This window comes from Chthoniobacterales bacterium (assembly GCA_035274845.1).
Classification (GTDB): Bacteria; Verrucomicrobiota; Verrucomicrobiia; order Chthoniobacterales; family UBA10450; genus AV80.
Genome location: DATENU010000007.1, coordinates 150,377 through 167,119, shown reverse-complemented (window position 1 = coordinate 167,119; position 16,743 = coordinate 150,377). Strand labels below are relative to the sequence as shown.

15 protein-coding genes are annotated in these 16,743 nt (G+C 58.8%); 3 read left to right on the top strand and 12 right to left on the bottom strand.

Annotated features, from left to right (window positions below; translation table 11 throughout):
• From VJU77_03245 to VJU77_03235, 3 genes are all read right to left on the bottom strand, one after another.
• The coding region (locus tag VJU77_03245) for a Calx-beta domain-containing protein (GenBank protein ID HKP02354.1) at nucleotides 1–2,529 on the bottom strand (2,529 nt) is incomplete at its 3' end.
• Between the two features lie 178 nt (nucleotides 2,530–2,707).
• Complete coding sequence (locus tag VJU77_03240; GenBank protein HKP02353.1) at nucleotides 2,708–3,040, bottom strand: VOC family protein; 333 nt, start codon at nucleotides 3,038–3,040, stop codon at nucleotides 2,708–2,710.
• Between the two features lie 27 nt (nucleotides 3,041–3,067).
• Complete coding sequence (locus tag VJU77_03235) at nucleotides 3,068–3,484, bottom strand: hypothetical protein (GenBank protein ID HKP02352.1); 417 nt, start codon at nucleotides 3,482–3,484, stop codon at nucleotides 3,068–3,070.
• 133 nt (nucleotides 3,485–3,617) lie between these two features.
• On the opposite strand from VJU77_03235, the gene VJU77_03230 reads away from it, so the two are divergent.
• Entirely contained in the window at nucleotides 3,618–4,160 is a 543-nt protein-coding gene (locus VJU77_03230) for a hypothetical protein (protein HKP02351.1), read from the top strand.
• Nucleotides 4,161–4,165: 5 nt separating this feature from the next.
• Here VJU77_03230 and VJU77_03225 read toward each other — a convergent pair whose 3' ends face one another.
• From VJU77_03225 to VJU77_03200, 6 genes are all read right to left on the bottom strand, one after another.
• On the bottom strand, nucleotides 4,166–4,972 hold the full coding sequence (locus tag VJU77_03225) for a hypothetical protein (GenBank protein ID HKP02350.1): 807 nt from the start codon (nucleotides 4,970–4,972) through the stop codon (nucleotides 4,166–4,168).
• Nucleotides 4,973–5,142: 170 nt separating this feature from the next.
• Nucleotides 5,143–5,745, bottom strand: a complete 603-nt coding sequence (locus tag VJU77_03220) for a hypothetical protein (protein ID HKP02349.1) — start codon at nucleotides 5,743–5,745, stop codon at nucleotides 5,143–5,145.
• A gap of 156 nt (nucleotides 5,746–5,901) precedes the next feature.
• Nucleotides 5,902–6,657 (bottom strand): hypothetical protein, encoded by a 756-nt coding sequence (locus VJU77_03215; GenBank protein HKP02348.1) that lies wholly within the window; start codon nucleotides 6,655–6,657, stop codon nucleotides 5,902–5,904.
• 285 nt (nucleotides 6,658–6,942) lie between these two features.
• Nucleotides 6,943–7,380, bottom strand: coding sequence for a transposase (locus VJU77_03210; GenBank protein HKP02347.1), 438 nt, complete (start codon nucleotides 7,378–7,380; stop codon nucleotides 6,943–6,945).
• A 174-nt stretch (nucleotides 7,381–7,554) separates the two neighbouring features.
• A complete protein-coding gene (locus VJU77_03205; protein ID HKP02346.1) occupies nucleotides 7,555–7,923 on the bottom strand; it encodes a hypothetical protein in 369 nt (122 codons plus the stop codon).
• A 174-nt stretch (nucleotides 7,924–8,097) separates the two neighbouring features.
• Nucleotides 8,098–8,325 carry a hypothetical protein gene (locus VJU77_03200; GenBank protein ID HKP02345.1) on the bottom strand — a complete coding sequence of 76 codons (228 nt, stop codon included), beginning with the start codon at nucleotides 8,323–8,325 and terminating at the stop codon, nucleotides 8,098–8,100.
• A 195-nt stretch (nucleotides 8,326–8,520) separates the two neighbouring features.
• On the opposite strand from VJU77_03200, the gene VJU77_03195 reads away from it, so the two are divergent.
• A complete protein-coding gene (locus VJU77_03195) occupies nucleotides 8,521–10,092 on the top strand; it encodes a Calx-beta domain-containing protein (GenBank protein HKP02344.1) in 1,572 nt (523 codons plus the stop codon).
• Nucleotides 10,093–10,304: 212 nt separating this feature from the next.
• Here VJU77_03195 and VJU77_03190 read toward each other — a convergent pair whose 3' ends face one another.
• Both VJU77_03190 and VJU77_03185 read right to left on the bottom strand, forming a co-directional pair.
• Nucleotides 10,305–11,264: a hypothetical protein gene (locus VJU77_03190; protein ID HKP02343.1), complete on the bottom strand. Its 960-nt coding sequence runs from the start codon at nucleotides 11,262–11,264 to the stop codon at nucleotides 10,305–10,307.
• A gap of 486 nt (nucleotides 11,265–11,750) precedes the next feature.
• Nucleotides 11,751–12,335: a hypothetical protein gene (locus VJU77_03185; GenBank protein HKP02342.1), complete on the bottom strand. Its 585-nt coding sequence runs from the start codon at nucleotides 12,333–12,335 to the stop codon at nucleotides 11,751–11,753.
• Nucleotides 12,336–12,677: 342 nt separating this feature from the next.
• Between VJU77_03185 and VJU77_03180 the strand changes: the two genes are divergently transcribed.
• Nucleotides 12,678–13,649 (top strand): hypothetical protein, encoded by a 972-nt coding sequence (locus tag VJU77_03180; protein HKP02341.1) that lies wholly within the window; start codon nucleotides 12,678–12,680, stop codon nucleotides 13,647–13,649.
• Nucleotides 13,650–13,931: 282 nt separating this feature from the next.
• Here the strand turns inward: VJU77_03180 and VJU77_03175 are convergent, their stop codons facing one another.
• Nucleotides 13,932–15,998, bottom strand: coding sequence for a hypothetical protein (locus VJU77_03175; protein HKP02340.1), 2,067 nt, complete (start codon nucleotides 15,996–15,998; stop codon nucleotides 13,932–13,934).
• Nucleotides 15,999–16,743: the final 745 nt, after the last annotated feature.

Here is a 16,743-nt window from a genome sequence, read left to right as displayed (position 1 = left end):
AGTCAACGCCACCGTCCAGATGTTGGTCCCTGCCGCGCTGTCGGTGAAGTTATACAGCCCTCCGTAGTTGGAGCTGTCGCCCACTCCCCCCGCGGTCGTTTGCCCGATCCGGCTCACCGTGATCAGGCTCGCTGTCCCTCCCGGTGAGGTCAGGATCATGTCCAGATCTCCCACCCACGTGTGCGTCAGGGTCAGATCCACCGCCACGTTAGTGAGCGGCGCGCTCTGCCCAGCTACCGCAAAGCTGATCACCAGCGGCGGTCCATAGGTTGGCGATCCCGGGCTATCGGCGATTGCTCCTACTCCGGTCCCCGCAATGGTCGTCGACGGACATGGCGTACCAGTTGGCGTCGCCGTCGCCGTCGCTGTTGGAGTGGCGGTCGGCGTAGGTGTCGGCGCGTCGTCATTAATGATCGTTCCGGTGCCGTCTGCCGTGCCGATGGTGGCGTTGAAGGCGTTACTGAGATGAACCGTGAAAGTTTCATTCGGCTCCACCGCATTATCGCCGTTCACGATCACCGTTATCTGCTTTGTCGTGTCCGCCGGCAAAAACGTTAGCGTCCCGGTGGCGAATTGATAATCATTGTTCGCCAGAGTCGCCGTCCCGTCCTGGGTCATGAAGTCAACCGAGGTATTTGCCGGCGCCGCGCCAGTTTTCGTGACGGTAAAGACAAAGGCCGTGGTGGTCCCCGCGTTGCCTTCGTTGTTCGTGACGTTGTCAATCGAGAAGCTGGGCAGCAATCCTGGTGCTTCATCCGCGCCAATATCATAGGCGGACCCTTGCGGCCGTGTCTCACCATCAATGTCAGTCGTGACCGACGCGATAGTAACCCCGCTATCAAACTCCGGCGCAGCCGAGGTAATGTGCGGATCATCGGCGGAAGCGAACGGGACGGCTCCGGTCGAAGCGATCGAAGCATTGTCGTTCGTGCCTGCCGGAGAAAGGGTGCTGGAGTAGGTCGCGAGGGCCGCCAGAGTAACGAAGAAATTAGTTCCGGCTGTGGACCCCGCCTGACCCACGCCCTGGCGCGCGGAATCGGTCCCGCAATAGTATGAATTCCAATTATCGGTGAGATTCATCGCCGCGGTGCCACCTGACGGCAGATAAACCGAAACATGAGCGACAGAAGTCGTGCCGCCCGTAATGTTGTTGGCGAAGATGTTATTTCGGACATCGCAATTGGTTGAACTCGTGGACACCAGAGCGAAGGCCGCCGAGAGGAGACTTGAGCTCGCCGTTCCAGGCATCAGTCCATGGAGGTTGACCGAGTTGTTGTAAACCTGGTGGCCCGTCCCAATCGGGACTAGTATCCCAAAGACACCAAACGTGGTTGAGAAGGCAGAGCCGCCAGTCATGTTGTGGCTAATATCGCTGATAAAATTGTTCCTGATGCCGTGGTTGTTGCCTCCGCCCAGATTGATGCCATACGCGCCAAAGGTCCCAGGATTATTGTTCGTGACTCGGAGTACCTGGTTCGAGTCAAAGAGAGCGCCGTTGATGTTTGGGCTGATGGAGCCGCAGTCGAGACCGCGAATGCCGGTCGGCAGGAAGCTTTCCACAAAGACCGTGTTTGCTCGAACGATCGCGTTAGTCGAGCCCTGCACGGTTACCCCCATGGAATAGACCTGGTCGGGCGAGCCCGGGGCCGCGGTCCCGATCGAGTTGCCCGAAATCACGAGGCCGGGGAAAACGCTCGGGGCCGATCCCTGCACCGCGATGGCGCGAGCCGCCGAATTGATGACATTGTTTTGAATTTGGAGGTTGGCCGCGGTCGCGCCCGTTCCGACGACCATAGTCAGGGAAGTAATTGGATCCGGCGGTTGAGTGTTGGTGCTCGACCCAGCACCGCCTCCCGCCAAAATGCCGTAGGTCGTATTTTCAGACCCAGCCAGGGAGTTGGCTGCGGCGATGTTTCTCCCTCGCGCGTTGCCCTGGATAATAAGGTTCTTGAAGACGACGTTGTCGGAGCTCGTTACGTTGCTTTGATTGAGCGCAATCCGGATAACGGAGCTGAAGGTGGTCGTATCGACCGCGGCGTTCACGATCCTCAAGTTTCGATTTATGCCGATAGTGTCCGGATTGTCGCCGTCGATGGTGACGTTATCAGCGCCGTTGAGCTGAATGACGCCGATGCCAGTCGGCGGAGCGCCAATAATGGCAACGTCGTCGCCCTTGGGGCGAATCAGGACCGACGTGTATACGGCCGGCCCGGCGCCGCTGCTATTCAGGTTAGCTGGCACCCCGCCTTCATTGGTGCTGGTTGCGATGTCGATGGTGATACTTCCCTGATGGGTGCCGGCGTTAATGGCTTGGAAGGCTTGACCCAGAGTCACGTATGGAGTGGGTCCGGTAACGCCGGCGGTCGCTGTTACCGTCACTTGGGCGAAGCTGGCGGTGGCTGACAACGCCAGCATGGCCAGGACGAGCAATACTTTGCTCAGGCGGGAAGGGGCGGCCGCGGGATGGCCGACGCGGGCCGGAGACTGTTGGAGTGGTTCCGGCTGCCGGGCGATTGAGTAAAACTCCATTTTGGACCGGAACGCGGCCTTCCAGCCCCGAATGCTTTCGGAGTTGAAACGTCGGGTCACGTAATCGACGTAATTATTACCGGGAGAAGGACAAACATGTCGAGCTTTTATTTTCCGCCGCGCTCCTGACCCGAGGTTCGATACCATTCTAATTTGTCGTGCGTGGGTGCCGCGCCGTCTACTTCAATGGCCCCTCGATCTCGAATTTGAGCCGGCCGGGTCCTTGAAGGTAGGCGGATCGAATCCCCCATGGTTTGTTTTCAGGAGACTCAATGGGCGCCGCGCCGCGCGCAACGACATTCCGGAAATCCCGGTCGCAATCGTCGCTCTCGAACCCGATCGTAGCTGGGCTGTCCGCTTCGGCCGCATCCAGAATGAGCGTGAAATCGCCAAAGATGAGCGTCGCCATCCGCTCGTTCTGAAACTGCGCTTTGACCTGCCACACCCGCTCGAGCCAGTCGAGCGCCCCGCTCAGGTCGCGCACCGCCACATGAATGTGATTGAGGTGCATGAGAACGTACTTCCGGAGTCGGCAATCCTACTTGCTGAAGAACAGGCGGGTGTTCTCGTCGGAAAGTTTGAGCTGATAATCACTCTGTCGCCGGGCGACAGTGAGATAATCCGCCATCACGAAGGGGTCCTCCGGATAGCGTTGCGGTCCGCCGCCGACCGGGATCAATTTCATTAGAGGCGAACTCCAGAATTCTGCCTCCCAAAACAATTGGATCGCGGATTTGGGAGCTTCGGCGGCGTGCTTCTCCTCAATTTGCTTCTCGACAATGCGCAGGGCGCGGTCGAGCGGAGTCAGGCGGTAGGGGGAATCGAAGAAATCGTCCGGAGGCAGGGTGAGAGCCTCCGCTGCGGCCCTGCTATCAAGCGAAAGCTCAAACTGCTGGGCCGACGCCGAGGCCAGCATCGTGAGCGCGCAAACCAGAACTGAGATGGAACGTCTCATGCGATGCGTTCTGCCAACTTGTACCGGCAAGGGCGCGGACTGGCAAGCTGGGAGCTGGGGGCAGGGGTCCAACTCAGACCGTGGCGACTAAATAGGCTCGTTTTTTGGGAGCGGCACGTTATTCTCTGAAGTCATGAAGAACATGACGCGTGCTATTCTGCTTTGCGTCGCCGCTTTCGCGGCGGCAGTGAGTTATGGCGGCCAGGAACCTGGCGGTGTCGCCGCAGTCAACGTGGCCCTGAAACAAAACCCGAAAAAGCATGCCATTACGGATGCTCAGGGAAACTTTGTCCTCTCGGCGTTGCCTGCCGGCTCCTACACGCTCTTTGTCTGGGGAGCGCGTTCCGCGAAAGATCTTCAGGAGACCACGGGAAGCGTAATGGTTGTGGCCACTTCGTATTCGATCAAGATCGAGGGAGCGAAGCGCTCGGCGAACCAAAGCAACATACCGAGCGACAAACTTATTGCCGGAGTCGATATCCCGATCCAGGTGGGACCGGACGGCAACGTGCGAGGGCGGGTCCTCGCGGAAGGCCTCAAGAGATTCGTTTGGATACCGAGAAGCACATCCAGCAATCTGCCGGGACATTGGGCGGAGGAAGGAACGGCCGGAGCAATACCGTCCCATAATGTCGTCGAGATCAAGCGCAAGGACCTGCTGACGCCGAACAGGTAGTTGGTCTACGATCCTTTCCGGAACCAGCGGAGCGCTTCCTGCAGCTGGGCGGGTCGCACTTCGTGCCCGCCCGGGAAGGTCGTGTGCCGGATGTTTGTGAATCCCGTTCGTCGCATCGAGTATTCCACGGCGTTTTGCTGATCGAGCGTGGCGATTCTGTCCTTCACTCCGCTGCTGAGGAAAATAGGAGTGCGGAGAAAGTCACGGCCCGGGGTGAACCGCTGATAGGCTTGAGTGATTCTCTCCTCGTTCATTCCCTCGAGAAAAATTCCGGCAACGCGATAGCCGCCTGCCGCGAGGAGCGGCGCGAGATAGCTCGCCCTCTTCGCGCCGCCCGATTGACCGGCGCAGACGATCGGCCATTTCTGCGAACCGGGAAAGCTTCGGTTCAACGCATCCAGCGCGGCCAGAGCGTGCCCGGCGCGCCAGCCGGAGCTGTCTATGCGGGGAGCTGGTTTCGGCCCATCCCCAGTGAGCAGAACCCAGCCTTCCGCGAGCGCAGTCGCACGGTACAAGCCCATCATGTCGAACCAGTTCGGGTACTGGTGATCGCTCGATGAGAACGCGATGAGCACGGGCCAGGTTTTCTTCGGATCAAACCCGCGCGGAACGGCAAGGGTAGCGAGGGTATAGGGGGGCACGGCGTTGCCCCCTTCCGCGACATAGGATTTCTCCACGTCGCTCAAAGGCACACTCACGCGGACTGTGGCGCCCGGTGTGAGAGGTACGCCCGCGAAGCTCAAACCTGAGGAAAGACCGCGGGAGGCCAGCATCATGAGCGCGCAAACCAGGATCGAGATGGATGATCTCATGCGGTGCCTTCTGTTCCCTTCTATCGGGAACTTCTCCAACTGGCAAGACGATGCCGAATCAGGGAATGCCCGCAGCTGACCCTGTAGCGGCGGTCTCAGACCGTCGAAAATTTCGAGGAGAAGCGACGGACGCCGCAGCGCAGCGTCCCTACCATCCAAGCAGCGGCCAATTAACGTGGCCGTGATCCAAACCCGGCGAAGAAATAGATTTCTCGCGTGGCGAATTTGGAATTCTTGGTCGATTGAACCGCGATGCCTTTCCCCTGGAGCGTGGGAACCGATTTGATCTCGGTCCATCGTCCATCGCTCTTCAAGACGGCGAGAACGGCGCAGCCGTAATATTGCTGCTGATCGCCGCCGGGTTCATCCAGGTTGGCAAACGAAAGCGCCATGGTGCCGTCGGCGATTTTGTAAATCAGTAAATGGACGACGACGTTACCGCTCTTGTTTAACCGGTCGAGGCCATAGTAGCCGACAATGGTCACGGCTTTCGCGCGCTCCAACGCCAGCGAGTCGTAGGCGCCATCCAGCTCCGAGTGCACCACCCTCAAGCCCGTGAGATGGATGCCATCGATCTGTCCGCGAACAGCCACATAACCTTCAACCGGGGAGATCAGCAGGCTCTGGTAAAACTTCGGACTGATCGTTCTCTGCAGAACCCGTTGTGGGATCGAGGAGATGTTTGAGATCGTCCGGATGTTGCCAGGATTAACGAATCCAAAACTGCTGCCGACTAGGACGACCGGGGTAAGGAGGAGAAGGAGGCGCTTCATGCGCCGAGCCTGACGAGAGCCAAAGAACCGGTCAAGGATAATGTCCGCCTCCCTCTGTAGCGGCGGTCTCCGACGGTCGAAAGAATTTCCGCCGAAATCCGACTGCCCCGGCGCGGTTCGGCGCCGGGACAGCCATGATAACCGCATCGCCGCTAACTACGGCGCGATCCGATCGCAGAGCGTGTCGGTATGGAACGACACCAGGCTCCGCAACTTGAACCAGCCGCCTTCCTTCTTGTTCATCTGCGGAATGCTGTTGGTTTCGTTCTTCGCGAAATCAGCCCACGAGTTGTAGCGAGCGACCGCGACGAACGTCCAGGCCGCGCCTTCCATATGCTGGAGGACGACGTTGCCTGACGAGGTGTCCACCGTGCGGTCAGGCGGTTCGTTCAGGAACTTGTCCAACGCTTCGCGTTGCCCGGGGATCGGGCGATACATCGAGACGGCGTAAGCCGACTCCTTGCTCTTGCTGGCGTCGTCGAGTCCCAGGGCCTTCGCAAATTCCGCCCACGCCGGACCGGTCACGTAGGTGTCGGTGTGCCAATCATTCAGCGCGGGTTGCATGGCGGGCGTTGCCGCCGCCGCGGCCTCGATGGTCATTTTGGTTCCGAGATGTTCGATCACGCAGTAGTCCCACGCGTCCCCATCCATGTGGCGGAACACGACGAAATGCCCGGGCATCGGCGCTTTCGGATCCTGTTTCTTGAGCGCCTCGGCGTGCTCTGATTCTTTCCCCGGCGCCGACTTGGCGAAGTGGACATGATACAGGTCCGTGCGCGCCGAGGACGATGACGTTGTCGTGGTTTTCGTCGTGGTGGCGGACGAAGCGGCCGGGGAGGGGGACGCCTTTTGCGCCCAGGCTGCCGATGCTATTCCGAGGGTCACAAAGAGGGTAGAAGCAATAAGTTTCATGATGTTCCTTTTGTGTTGAGTTGATGGCTCGCGGGAAATTCGCCGGAACTTCCAGACACCCCTTGCCTTTTGGCGGGCCGCGAAGCGCTCGCTTCGCATCTGCGTTTTGTGTTGGGCGGAGGCTAGGGAGCGACGCCGAGACGCGTCAATAAGTTTCTGTGGAAACGCGATTTACGGGTTTTCTGTGGCGCCGGCTAACCGCGAATAAACTCGAAATGAAAAAATTGTAGGGCAAGCGCTCCGCTTGCCACCGAATCCGAAATTACGGCAACCGATGCGGTTGCCCTACAATTCATTGAACGCATAGCGGAACGGCCAATCGCGAAAGTCTTTCACCAAGCCTGCGCGAACCGGATTTTCTTCAACATATAGCCACTTCTCGGTCAATGATTCATCAGAACGAAGCAACCTATCGAACGATCCTTTCTGCCATTTCCACGAAGCGTTCAATTCCCTGCGCATCCAGCGTTTGATCGCAGCGGAGAAATTTCCGAGCCTGGCTTCGCGATCTTCTGTTGGTGTGACCAGAAGGTGAAGGTGATCCGGCATCAGGACCGCTGCCAGCACCTCCCAATCGCGCAGCCTGTCGGCCGCATGCTTGAAGGCAGCGAACGCTTCTGCATTCGCCAGGACCGGTTTCCGGCCATCAACACAGAGCGTCACAAAATAGATGACGCTTTGTTCCCAGCGCAGCCAAACTGGGATCCTGGGGGGCTGACCCATGCGGAAATTGTAGGGCAAGCGCATCGCTTGCCAAGGGGGAAATCATGGCAACCGGAGCGGTCGCCCTACAACAATCCGCAGATGGGAATCGGACCGGTCCCCGATTGCCGATTGTAGGGCAAGCGCTCCGCTTGCCGAGGGAAAACGTGGCAACCGGAGCGGTCGCCCTACAATTTATTTCGCCGGCTTCATCTCGACCAGGATCATGTGCATGGTCGTGGTGCCGATATTCTCGGCGGCGTGGGTCAACGGATCGCGGTAGAGCACATCGCCGGTCTTGATTTCGGTCTCGGTCGTCTTGCCGTCCGAAGCGTAATTGCGGACCTTGCCACCCGCCATGACGTAAATCACGTAGGCCGGATGCGAGTGGACCGCCTCCTTGACCCCGGGCGGCAATTCCGCCTCGAGAACCCGCACCTTATCGTTCTCGAATTTCACTTTCACCGTCTTGGCATTGACCACCGCCGGATCCTGCGCTGAAGCCGAAGCTGCCCCGATCAGGAACGCAACCGACGCAATAACTGCAGAGATAATGGTTCGCATGCCTATGAGGAAAGGCCCTCCGGTGAGCGAAATGCAAGTCAGAAAGAGCTAACCGCTAATGACGCTAACGAACGCGAATGGAAAGGTTGGCCGAGTTTAGCCCTGTCGTGAGTTCGAATCGAATGGTGGCACCCGTTTTCGTTCGCGGAGCCAATTTTTCTTAATTTTCCAACGTCAATCCATCGGTTTTTTTCGAAAGAAATTGTAGATCCACAGGGCAAGAAATAAGAAAACGTTGCCAATTACTATCGACAAGAAACCTATTCTCATCGGAATCACGTAGGGCGCGGCGAGGGAGATAATGATGCTCATAACGCAGAGGAGCGCGCCGCGCCGATACTCCATTTCGCCAAGGTGGTAAAAAATGTAGGCAAACGAGCCGACGATGATCAGCCAAAGCATCGCGGCTTAGCATTCGCCTAACCCCGAAACGAGGAAAAGAAAAATATCAAGGTTCCCCTGGGTGCCTCCTCGTCGCATATTTGTTCGCGTTCTTTGGCGTATTTGGCGGTTCTCCCCCTTCGGTTGCCTCGCGCTGTTACCTAATCGGACTCGACAGCGCCCCGGTCGCAGGGTAGGTCGATTAACGTCGACCCGATGAAGAGCCGTTCTTCAGGCATTTTCGCGCTGCTGTTTCTCATGGCGATCGCGGCGAACGCCCAAACCCTGGAATTTGGCTCGGAAGTTTATCCCATCGGTGAGGATCAGGGATCCGTTACCCTCACCATCATCAAATCGGGGACGGCGACCGGGCCGATCAGCGTCCATTACGCCACCCGGGATGACGGGACAGGGCCAAACTTTGCCACGGCAGGACAGGATTATCTCGCCACGCAGGGCGAAGTGACCTTTGCGCCTAACGAGACTAGCAAGACCATCGTCATCGCAATAAACGAAGACGCGAGCTATGAAACGAGCGAAGCCTTTCACGTCGTCCTAAGCGATCCAACAGGCGGCGCGGCCCTGCGTTTTCCCTTCTCCGCGCAGGTCACCATTTTGGACAACGACCCCGCGCCGGCGGTGCAATTCGGCTCGGCCAATTACAGCGTCAATGAAGGCGCCGGGCCTGCCACTCTCACCATCACCAAAACCGGCGCCACCGAGGCTCCGGTGACCGCGTATTACAAAACCCGGGACGGGACCGCGAGGGCGCCTTCGGATTACTCCGCCACGGGCGACGATCTTACCGCCAGCGTGGTGTTTGAGCCGAATGAGACGAGCAAGGAGATCCAGATCCCGATTGCGAACGACGGTTATCGGGAACCGGATGAAACGTTTGAGGTTTATTTCACCGCGGTTCTGCAAGGCACTCCTTCTTCTCCTGCAACTGCGACGGTTACGATTGTCGACGACGATCCGCTGGCTGATCCGGCCCCAGCAAAAGCCGTCAACATTGCAACCCGCGCTCCCGTTCAGACCGGGGACCGCATTCTGATCGGTGGTCTTATTATCACCGGCAATCAAACGAAGTACGTCATCATCCGGGGACTGGGACCGTCGCTGGGCCAAAACGGGGTTCCGGCGAGCGCCGCGCTTCAGGATCCTGTCATCCAGCTTAACCGTGCCGACGGCACGGTGATCGCGCTCAACGACAACTGGAAAGATGATCCGGTCACCCGCGGTTTCATCGAAGGCAGCATTTACCAGCCGAGAGACGACCGCGAGGCCGTGATCGTGGTCGCGCTTCAGGCCGGCGCTTACACAGCCTTCCTAACTGGCAGGAACCAGACGCAGGGAATCGCACTGATCGAGGTCTACGACATTAATGGCCAGGCCGAACCCGAGCTGGCGAATCTCAGCACACGCGGATACGTCGGACAGGAGAACGACGTCATGATCGGCGGCTTTATTCTGGGAAACGAAGCGGGCAGCGTTCGGATCGCGGTCCGCGGTCTGGGACCATCACTCGCGAATTATGGATTGATGAACGTGTTGCCCGACCCGGCGTTGGAGCTTCACGACGGCAATGGAGCGGGGATCGCAACGAACGACGATTGGCAAAGCGACCCCGTCTCGGCCGCGCAGCTCACCTCCCACGGTTTGGCGCTTCCCAATGCAAAGGAAGCCGGAGTATTCCTGACCCTGGCCCCCGGGGCTTACACCGCGATCCTGAACGGGAAATTCGTCGGCACCGGTATCGGGCTCGTGGAGATCTACAATTTCAAGTGAGAGGAAATCGCCGGCCGATAAGCGCGCACGGAAAAATTTGTAGGGCAAGCGCGTCGCTTGCCAAATCGAAAGCGCGTCGCTTGCCAAATCGAAAAATTACGGCAACCGAAGGGGTCGCCCTACAGACTGTTTTTGTGATTGATCCGCCATTCCCTGATCCCTTCGCGTCTATTCGCGTGCATTCGCGACCGACCCGCCTTTCGATATCCGGCTTAGATAATGGCGAAGTCGCGCCGATCGGTCGGCATGGTGTTGGGCGCCTCGGCCGGTTGCGGCACACGAATCGCCGCGCCCTTTCGCTGAAGCGCGACCAGACAGCCAAATCCTATCCAAAACCCGACGATCGGGCTCATGCCCACGCCGATTAGAGGCACGGGATAGTATCCAACGAAGGGAGCAATCGCGGTGATGACAAAATAGGTCGTCAAAGCGATCCCGGCTGTTCTGATATTTCGGTTACCGAGGACCAGGAGCAACGGGGCCACGGCCGCGATCACGAGGCAAGCAATCGCCACGGACGCAATGATGGGGGAGTAATGCCAGGCAAGCCCGACCGCACCCTCCACCTCAGGAACGGGCGGGAGTGGATTCGCTCGCATCCAGGACAAGCCAGCGCAGGCCAGAACCGCCAGGAGGATGAGGCGCTGTGTTACCGGCTTGAATCTCCGGACGCCACAAAGAACGGCAAATGCGGCGGCGAAGGCAGAGGCTTGCGATGCGTCGGGTTGGGCCCACAAAACGACGACCACCCCCGCTGCGACCGCTGCGGTGAACTTTGGGCCTGACCCATCGGCGGCGAGCACAACCAGCAGAGCCGGCAGAAGCAAGACAGCGATGTTGAGATGGAGTGGCCCGAAGTCCAACCACCGATGAACTTCCATCACTCCGTGATTGAGGAGGCTCGCCGCGAGGCCGGCAAGCGCAAGGCCCAGTAAGAGCCGCTTGAGCGGGCGGGAAAATCCCAGGCTCACAATTGCCCAGGCCAGCAGCGCTCCGACCACCCAGGCAATAAGGTCGCGCAACCAGAATGGACTGTTCCTCTGCGCCGCTCCGATGGCGAGCGACCCTGCTACCACCGCGCCGAGAGAAGCCCACGCGAAGAGGAAAATTGTCCAACGTTCCCGCCGTTGCCAAAGCCGCGCCGCCCATTCCTCAGTCGAAAAATTATCCATGAGTTAGGCTTGTATCAGATCGCTTGCGATCAGCAAGATGGGGAATGCAGAATGAGAATGTAGATTGCAGATTGTAGATTGGGGTCACGACGACGCCTGACCTCTGATCAATCTGAAATCTGAAATCTGAAATCTGAAATCTGAAATCTACAATCTGCAATCTGAGATCGCTTTCACCACCCGACCGTCTGTCCAAACCACCAGGTAAAAGTATAAGTGGTCGCGGTCGGCCTTCCATTGCGGTAGCCGGGCGTAAAATCGAGCTGAGGTAGAGCCTTCTTCAGATAGCCGCCTGCCTGAGAGCCGGGCGGTTCGCTGATCACCTCCACGCCCGTCGATCCGAGGTCGGAAAAGGAATTGATAATAGCTCAGCGCTTCAGCGCTGGGTAAACGTAACAACCCGGGCGAGTCCCCGGAGGGGACGAAAGATGCTGGAGTGGTAGAGCAAGCGCTCCGCTTGCCGGCAGAAGAATCGAGCGTGCACGGTTAATTGTTAAAGCTACGGACCGCGTCGCGGGCCTCATTTCTCCAGCCGGGACTCCGGACAGCCCAGCCTTTGCCCTCAAGACTTTCAGGTCCTTTGACGTCGGTCCACGTGCCGTCGTTCTTCAGGACCGCAAGCCGCGCACAGCCCCAGTATTCCATCTGGTCGCCGCCTGGCTCGTCCAGGTGAGCGAAAGAAAGGGCCATGGTTCCATCGGCGATATCGTAAATCATAAGATGGAGAAGGACGGAGGGCGTATGATTCGGCCGCTCGGTCGCGCGGTATCCGGCAATCAATACTTCTTTCGCGCGTTCAAGGGCGAGGGAATCATAAGCGCCATCAAGCTCGGAGTGGATCAATCTCATGCCGGAGAGCCGCGCGCCCGCCAGGTTGGCGCGGACGACAACCCATCCCTTAATTGGGGAGATTAACAGACTCTTGTAGAATTTGGCACTGACGGATCTCTTCAACACCCGCGCGGGGATAACCTTATTGTCCGCCAGGGTATGCCCCTGCACGGCCGGCAACGCAGCGACGCTGCTCTGAAGAAAAGCGACCAGGATAACTACCGTGAGGAGTTGTTTCATGGTTTTGTGCTCCAGGTTTCTTGCTTCGCGTTCGATTCTGACTAAGCCAGAACAACACGTCAAAAACAATCCTCATGCTTCTGCGGGCGCATTCGCCATGTCCGCCGCCGGACAGACTGGCCGCGGCCAGGTGACTAACGCCTGCCCCCTTATTATTCGGCAAGATCAGATCGGCGGAAAATTAAGCGCTCGCATTTATTGCTGGACGCCGCGGAGCGCGATCGCATAAATACCTCCCAAACCCCGATCCCCAAAACCCCAACCCAAACCCCAATCCCCAGATAACTAACGCCTTCGCGCTCTGTCATTCCGCTGGGGGCATCCAAAAAAAGGAGAGTCATCATGTCCTGGCAAAACGCACCCAAGCTAAACAAACTCACGGCCGCGCAACAGGGCGGCAATCGGGGCGCCCAAATCTGGGGCGTCGATTTCAAGGGAAAGCTCTACACCTGCTACCAGGGATCGCCCGGCGGCGGCTGGAGCGACTGGAAAGGCGTGGGCTGGACCGACCCCAAAGAGCCGAAGAGAATCTACGAGTTGGCCGCCTGCCAGACTGTCCCCGACGGGCGCGTCTATTTCTGGGCGCTCGACTATAAGTACGAGATGTGGGCGCGTTGGCAGACCTCGCCCGGCGGCAACTGGTCGCCGTGGCAGCACAACTATAACGGCGTCCCGGGGAACAAGAGGCCGAGGAAGATCGCTGCGGTGCGCGGCGGCGGCGGCCAGGGCATGTACATCTTCGCTATTTTGGAAGATGGCGTGCTTGCCTATTCTTACTCAGTCCTCCCGGCCGGCAACTTTAGCGGCTGGGCCAATTTTCCTGAGACGCCCGAAAAATCACGCTTCATCGAGGTCACGGCGTGCGAGCAGAAGGATGGGCGCTCGGCGGTGTGGGCTCTCGACGACAAGCGGCAGCTCTGGGGCGCGGGGCAGGAGACGGCGGGCGGCAAATGGGGGGTTTGGAATGGGCCGAACTGGCTCAAAGCGCCAAAGCTGCGCAACATCGCGGCGGTTGAAGGCATGAACGGCGCAATCATCATCGGTCAGGACGAGAACAACGACTTTACTGACAACTTCCAGAAAAGTGCGGGTAGCAACGATTGGCGCGGCTGGTCAACTCCCCAGGGGTTCGACCCGCGCGGTTACGAGCTGACGGCCGCCGGGCAGAACAACGGCAAAGCGCAGATCTGGGCGATCACGCTCGGCGGCAAACTCACCAGTGCCACCCAAAAGGAACCCACGCACTGGAATCCATGGTCGGACAAGGACGAGGACTCCGATCTGCCCACCCCTCCGCATCCGAAGAAAAAATAACCGCCTGCAGCTAAAGTGGCCGGCTGGATTTGTAGGGAAAGCGCACCGCTTGCCGGAGCCAGATTACGGCAAGCGGTGCGATGACTGTGATGGCAGTGCCGAAGGGAGATCGTCGGATTAACTAACCGCGGATGGGGGAGGGGGAAAAAGTGGATCGAGTCCCGCCATCGCGGGATCGATTAGCGTCGATTGTCGTGAAGCCGCAACAAGAGATCGCGCGGCGGAGCGCCCGATCCACCCGCGTGCCAAACTATTGAAGCGTCGAAATTTTGCGGACGACGCCTACGGCGAGAGGTCCAGCACATAGACGCCGCGCCCATAGGTGGACGCGGCCAGGCGGCGACTCGTGGCATTAAGGGAAAGCGACGTCACCTCCAAACCGAACGGTATTCCGGCGTATGTTCCCCAGTGGGCGCCTCCATCTGTGCTGGCGTAAACGCCGGCCGTGCCACCGGCGAAAACCTGAAGGTGGTTAGCGGGATCAACCACAACATCGCGATAGATCAGGTTGGCATATGCGACAGGATCCCAATGCGCGCCTCGATTGACCGTCTTCCAGACATTGGTCTCGGAAGCGATATACGCCGTGTTCGGGTCGGTAGGATCAACGGTGATGCCGGAGATCAGCCCAACCCCCTCATAGCCGTTTAACACCTGGGTCCAGGTCGCCGCGCTCCCAAGGTTCGCATTGGAAGTTACAAAAGCTCTCAAACGATCAAAAACGGCGTAGATGACATTGGTATCGCTGGGCGCCTCGGCGAGAGCGAAAGCCGATCCGCCTGGATCGGTATCGATCCCGTTAGGGCCGATCCGCGTCCAGCTGCCCCCCGAATCCGCGCTGCGGTAAACATTCTTGAATCCGACAAGCACGCGGGCCGCGTCGCTGGGAGTGATGAACAACGCGGAAAAGCCTTGCGGTTTCTCACCGCACGCTGCGGTTGGCGTAATATCAGTCTGAACACCATTCACCACCCGGACCACTGCTTGAAAGTCAATATCGCACACGTGTGCGACCCCATAAGAGAAGTTCTGGTAATAGAGCTTGTTCCCGTTGTTCGGATCGATCTTCGGCTGGTACCCGTCCCCACCGTGTAGCATCGCCCAAGGTAGCGGGGTGGGTGTCGCGGTGGGGGTCGTGGCCGCGTGGAACTGGGTCCCGTTGTCCTGGTTTCCCATGACCATGCTGCCGTCGCTGCTGAGGGAGACTCCCCGCATCAGCGAACCAACAAGGTTGTCGTTCTTCGGGGACCAGCTTATGGAGCTGCCTCCGGTGTAATCGGCGCGGTAGAGGCCCCCATCGTTTCCCAGATAGTTCCTCTGGTCGTTCGTCGGACAGAAGGCGATGGCATGCTGGTCGACGTGGACAGTACTGGGAGAGAGCCAGCGAGCGCCCCCATCCAGGGTATATCGGAGCGGCGCGCTGCCCACGAATATCCGCTCGGGATGCGCCGGGTCCACTCCAAAGCAGCTCAGCCCCGCTCCCGACGAGGGCAGAGGAGCGTTCCAGGTGGCGCCTTTGTTGGTCGATTTGATGATGACCGCGTCCCCATCAGAGTAGGCCAGGTATAATACGGATTGCGCGAAGGACAGGTAGGACGGGAGGGTCCCGTTCGGGATATCGTGGATCTTCGTCCACACGTAACCGCCAAATCTGCCGCCGCTATAGGCGTATTTAAATACTCCGTCAGGCGCGGTGACAAACAGGCTGGAGGAATTATCGGGATCGAGCACGATATCGTAGAAACGCTCATGGTTGCCGCCATAAAGCACACCGGGCGCGCTCCTCATTTGCGTCCAGCTCTGGCCGCTGTTGGTCGATTTCCAAACGCTGTGGCTGTTGTTCGAGGCGCTCACGTAGCTAATGACACTCGCGTACATGGTTGTCGAAGTGGTCGAGCCAGCCGTGGCCGGATCGATGACCAGCTTCGCGACCGTCTTGCCGTAGAACTCAATTTCGCTCCGTAGCGACCATGTCGCGCCCCCATCGATCGACCAATAGATTCCCGTGCCATATATGTCGCGGGTTCCTGTCCCGGCATAAACGATGGAGGGATTATATGGGTCCACCACGAGGGATTTGATCGATTGCGAATCAATGGTGTCGGAGACGTAATTCCAATGCGCGCCTCCGTCCGTGGATCTGGAGATTCCTCCCTCGCTTCCCGCGAAAACAACGTCCGCATTGGTTGGGTCGACCGCGATGGCGTCAATGCGCGAGCTGGCTCCGCCACTCCAATCATTCGCGATCGGTGACAGAGCGACGAGGCTCCAGTTCGAGGGCGTGCGGGAGGAAACGAATCCCCGTCCTGGCCCAAGGGGGCTTGGCGGCAATGCACGCACTGCGGCCACGGCAGTCAGGTAATCGTTGGCGGATACACTTCCGGGCCCGTCGCCGGAGCGGCTCCGGATTTCGCTAACTTCATCGGGGATCTGCGTGGCTTTTTCCCTGTCGCGGTCCTGATGAGAACATTGGCTGCTGAGTCCTGCGTTGGATCCAATGGAATTTGCCTTACTCACTTCTCGTTTGTCCGCCCGGCGCGCCTTTGCGATCGCGCCACAACAACAAAGAAGGGTCAGTAATAGAATTGGTGAGAGGACCAGGACCCATCTTTTTGGGGTCCCACGGTGAGCTAAGGAGATCGCTTGGGGCATAGGGGTGCGGAGGTTAGGGGTGAGGATTGCTCAGCATTATATGCGATCAGTCGAATTAGTGTCGAGCGCAAAAATGCACGGCGATGCTCGAACAACCGGGGATGAACCGCGGATCACGCGGATGGCGCGGATGGCGCGGATGGCGCGGGATGGGGAAGGGGGCAAGAGGTGGATCGGGCGCTCCGTCGCTCGATTAGAATGGACTGTCGCGCAGCCGCAAGAAAGAGATCGCGCGGCGGAGCGCCCGATCTACCAGGTTTGGATTCGCATGAAAATAGCCAGTGCTTTAGCGCTGGGAATAGCGCACGCCACGAGGTCAAAGTCCCGGCAGGGACGACAGAAGGTACCCGCTAATCACGCGAATGGACGCAAGTGGGAAAGCGACTTTGCGATATTTGCAGGGCAAGCGCTCCCTGGCACGCCGTAGCTTTAGCGAAGGAGG

Excerpts from the sequence above, each read along its gene's own strand:
- VJU77_03240 (HKP02353.1), bottom strand. The coding sequence starts at position 3,040 with ATGCACCTCAATCACATTCATGTGGCGGTGCGCGACCTGAGCGGGGCG.
- VJU77_03235 (HKP02352.1), bottom strand. The coding sequence starts at position 3,484 with ATGAGACGTTCCATCTCAGTTCTGGTTTGCGCGCTCACGATGCTGGCC.
- VJU77_03230 (HKP02351.1), top strand. The coding sequence starts at position 3,618 with ATGAAGAACATGACGCGTGCTATTCTGCTTTGCGTCGCCGCTTTCGCG.
- VJU77_03225 (HKP02350.1), bottom strand. The coding sequence starts at position 4,972 with ATGAGATCATCCATCTCGATCCTGGTTTGCGCGCTCATGATGCTGGCC.
- VJU77_03220 (HKP02349.1), bottom strand. The coding sequence starts at position 5,745 with ATGAAGCGCCTCCTTCTCCTCCTTACCCCGGTCGTCCTAGTCGGCAGC.
- VJU77_03215 (HKP02348.1), bottom strand. The coding sequence starts at position 6,657 with ATGAAACTTATTGCTTCTACCCTCTTTGTGACCCTCGGAATAGCATCG.
- VJU77_03210 (HKP02347.1), bottom strand. The coding sequence starts at position 7,380 with ATGGGTCAGCCCCCCAGGATCCCAGTTTGGCTGCGCTGGGAACAAAGC.
- VJU77_03205 (HKP02346.1), bottom strand. The coding sequence starts at position 7,923 with ATGCGAACCATTATCTCTGCAGTTATTGCGTCGGTTGCGTTCCTGATC.
- VJU77_03200 (HKP02345.1), bottom strand. The coding sequence starts at position 8,325 with ATGCTTTGGCTGATCATCGTCGGCTCGTTTGCCTACATTTTTTACCAC.
- VJU77_03195 (HKP02344.1), top strand. The coding sequence starts at position 8,521 with ATGAAGAGCCGTTCTTCAGGCATTTTCGCGCTGCTGTTTCTCATGGCG.
- VJU77_03190 (HKP02343.1), bottom strand. The coding sequence starts at position 11,264 with ATGGATAATTTTTCGACTGAGGAATGGGCGGCGCGGCTTTGGCAACGG.
- VJU77_03185 (HKP02342.1), bottom strand. The coding sequence starts at position 12,335 with ATGAAACAACTCCTCACGGTAGTTATCCTGGTCGCTTTTCTTCAGAGC.
- VJU77_03180 (HKP02341.1), top strand. The coding sequence starts at position 12,678 with ATGTCCTGGCAAAACGCACCCAAGCTAAACAAACTCACGGCCGCGCAA.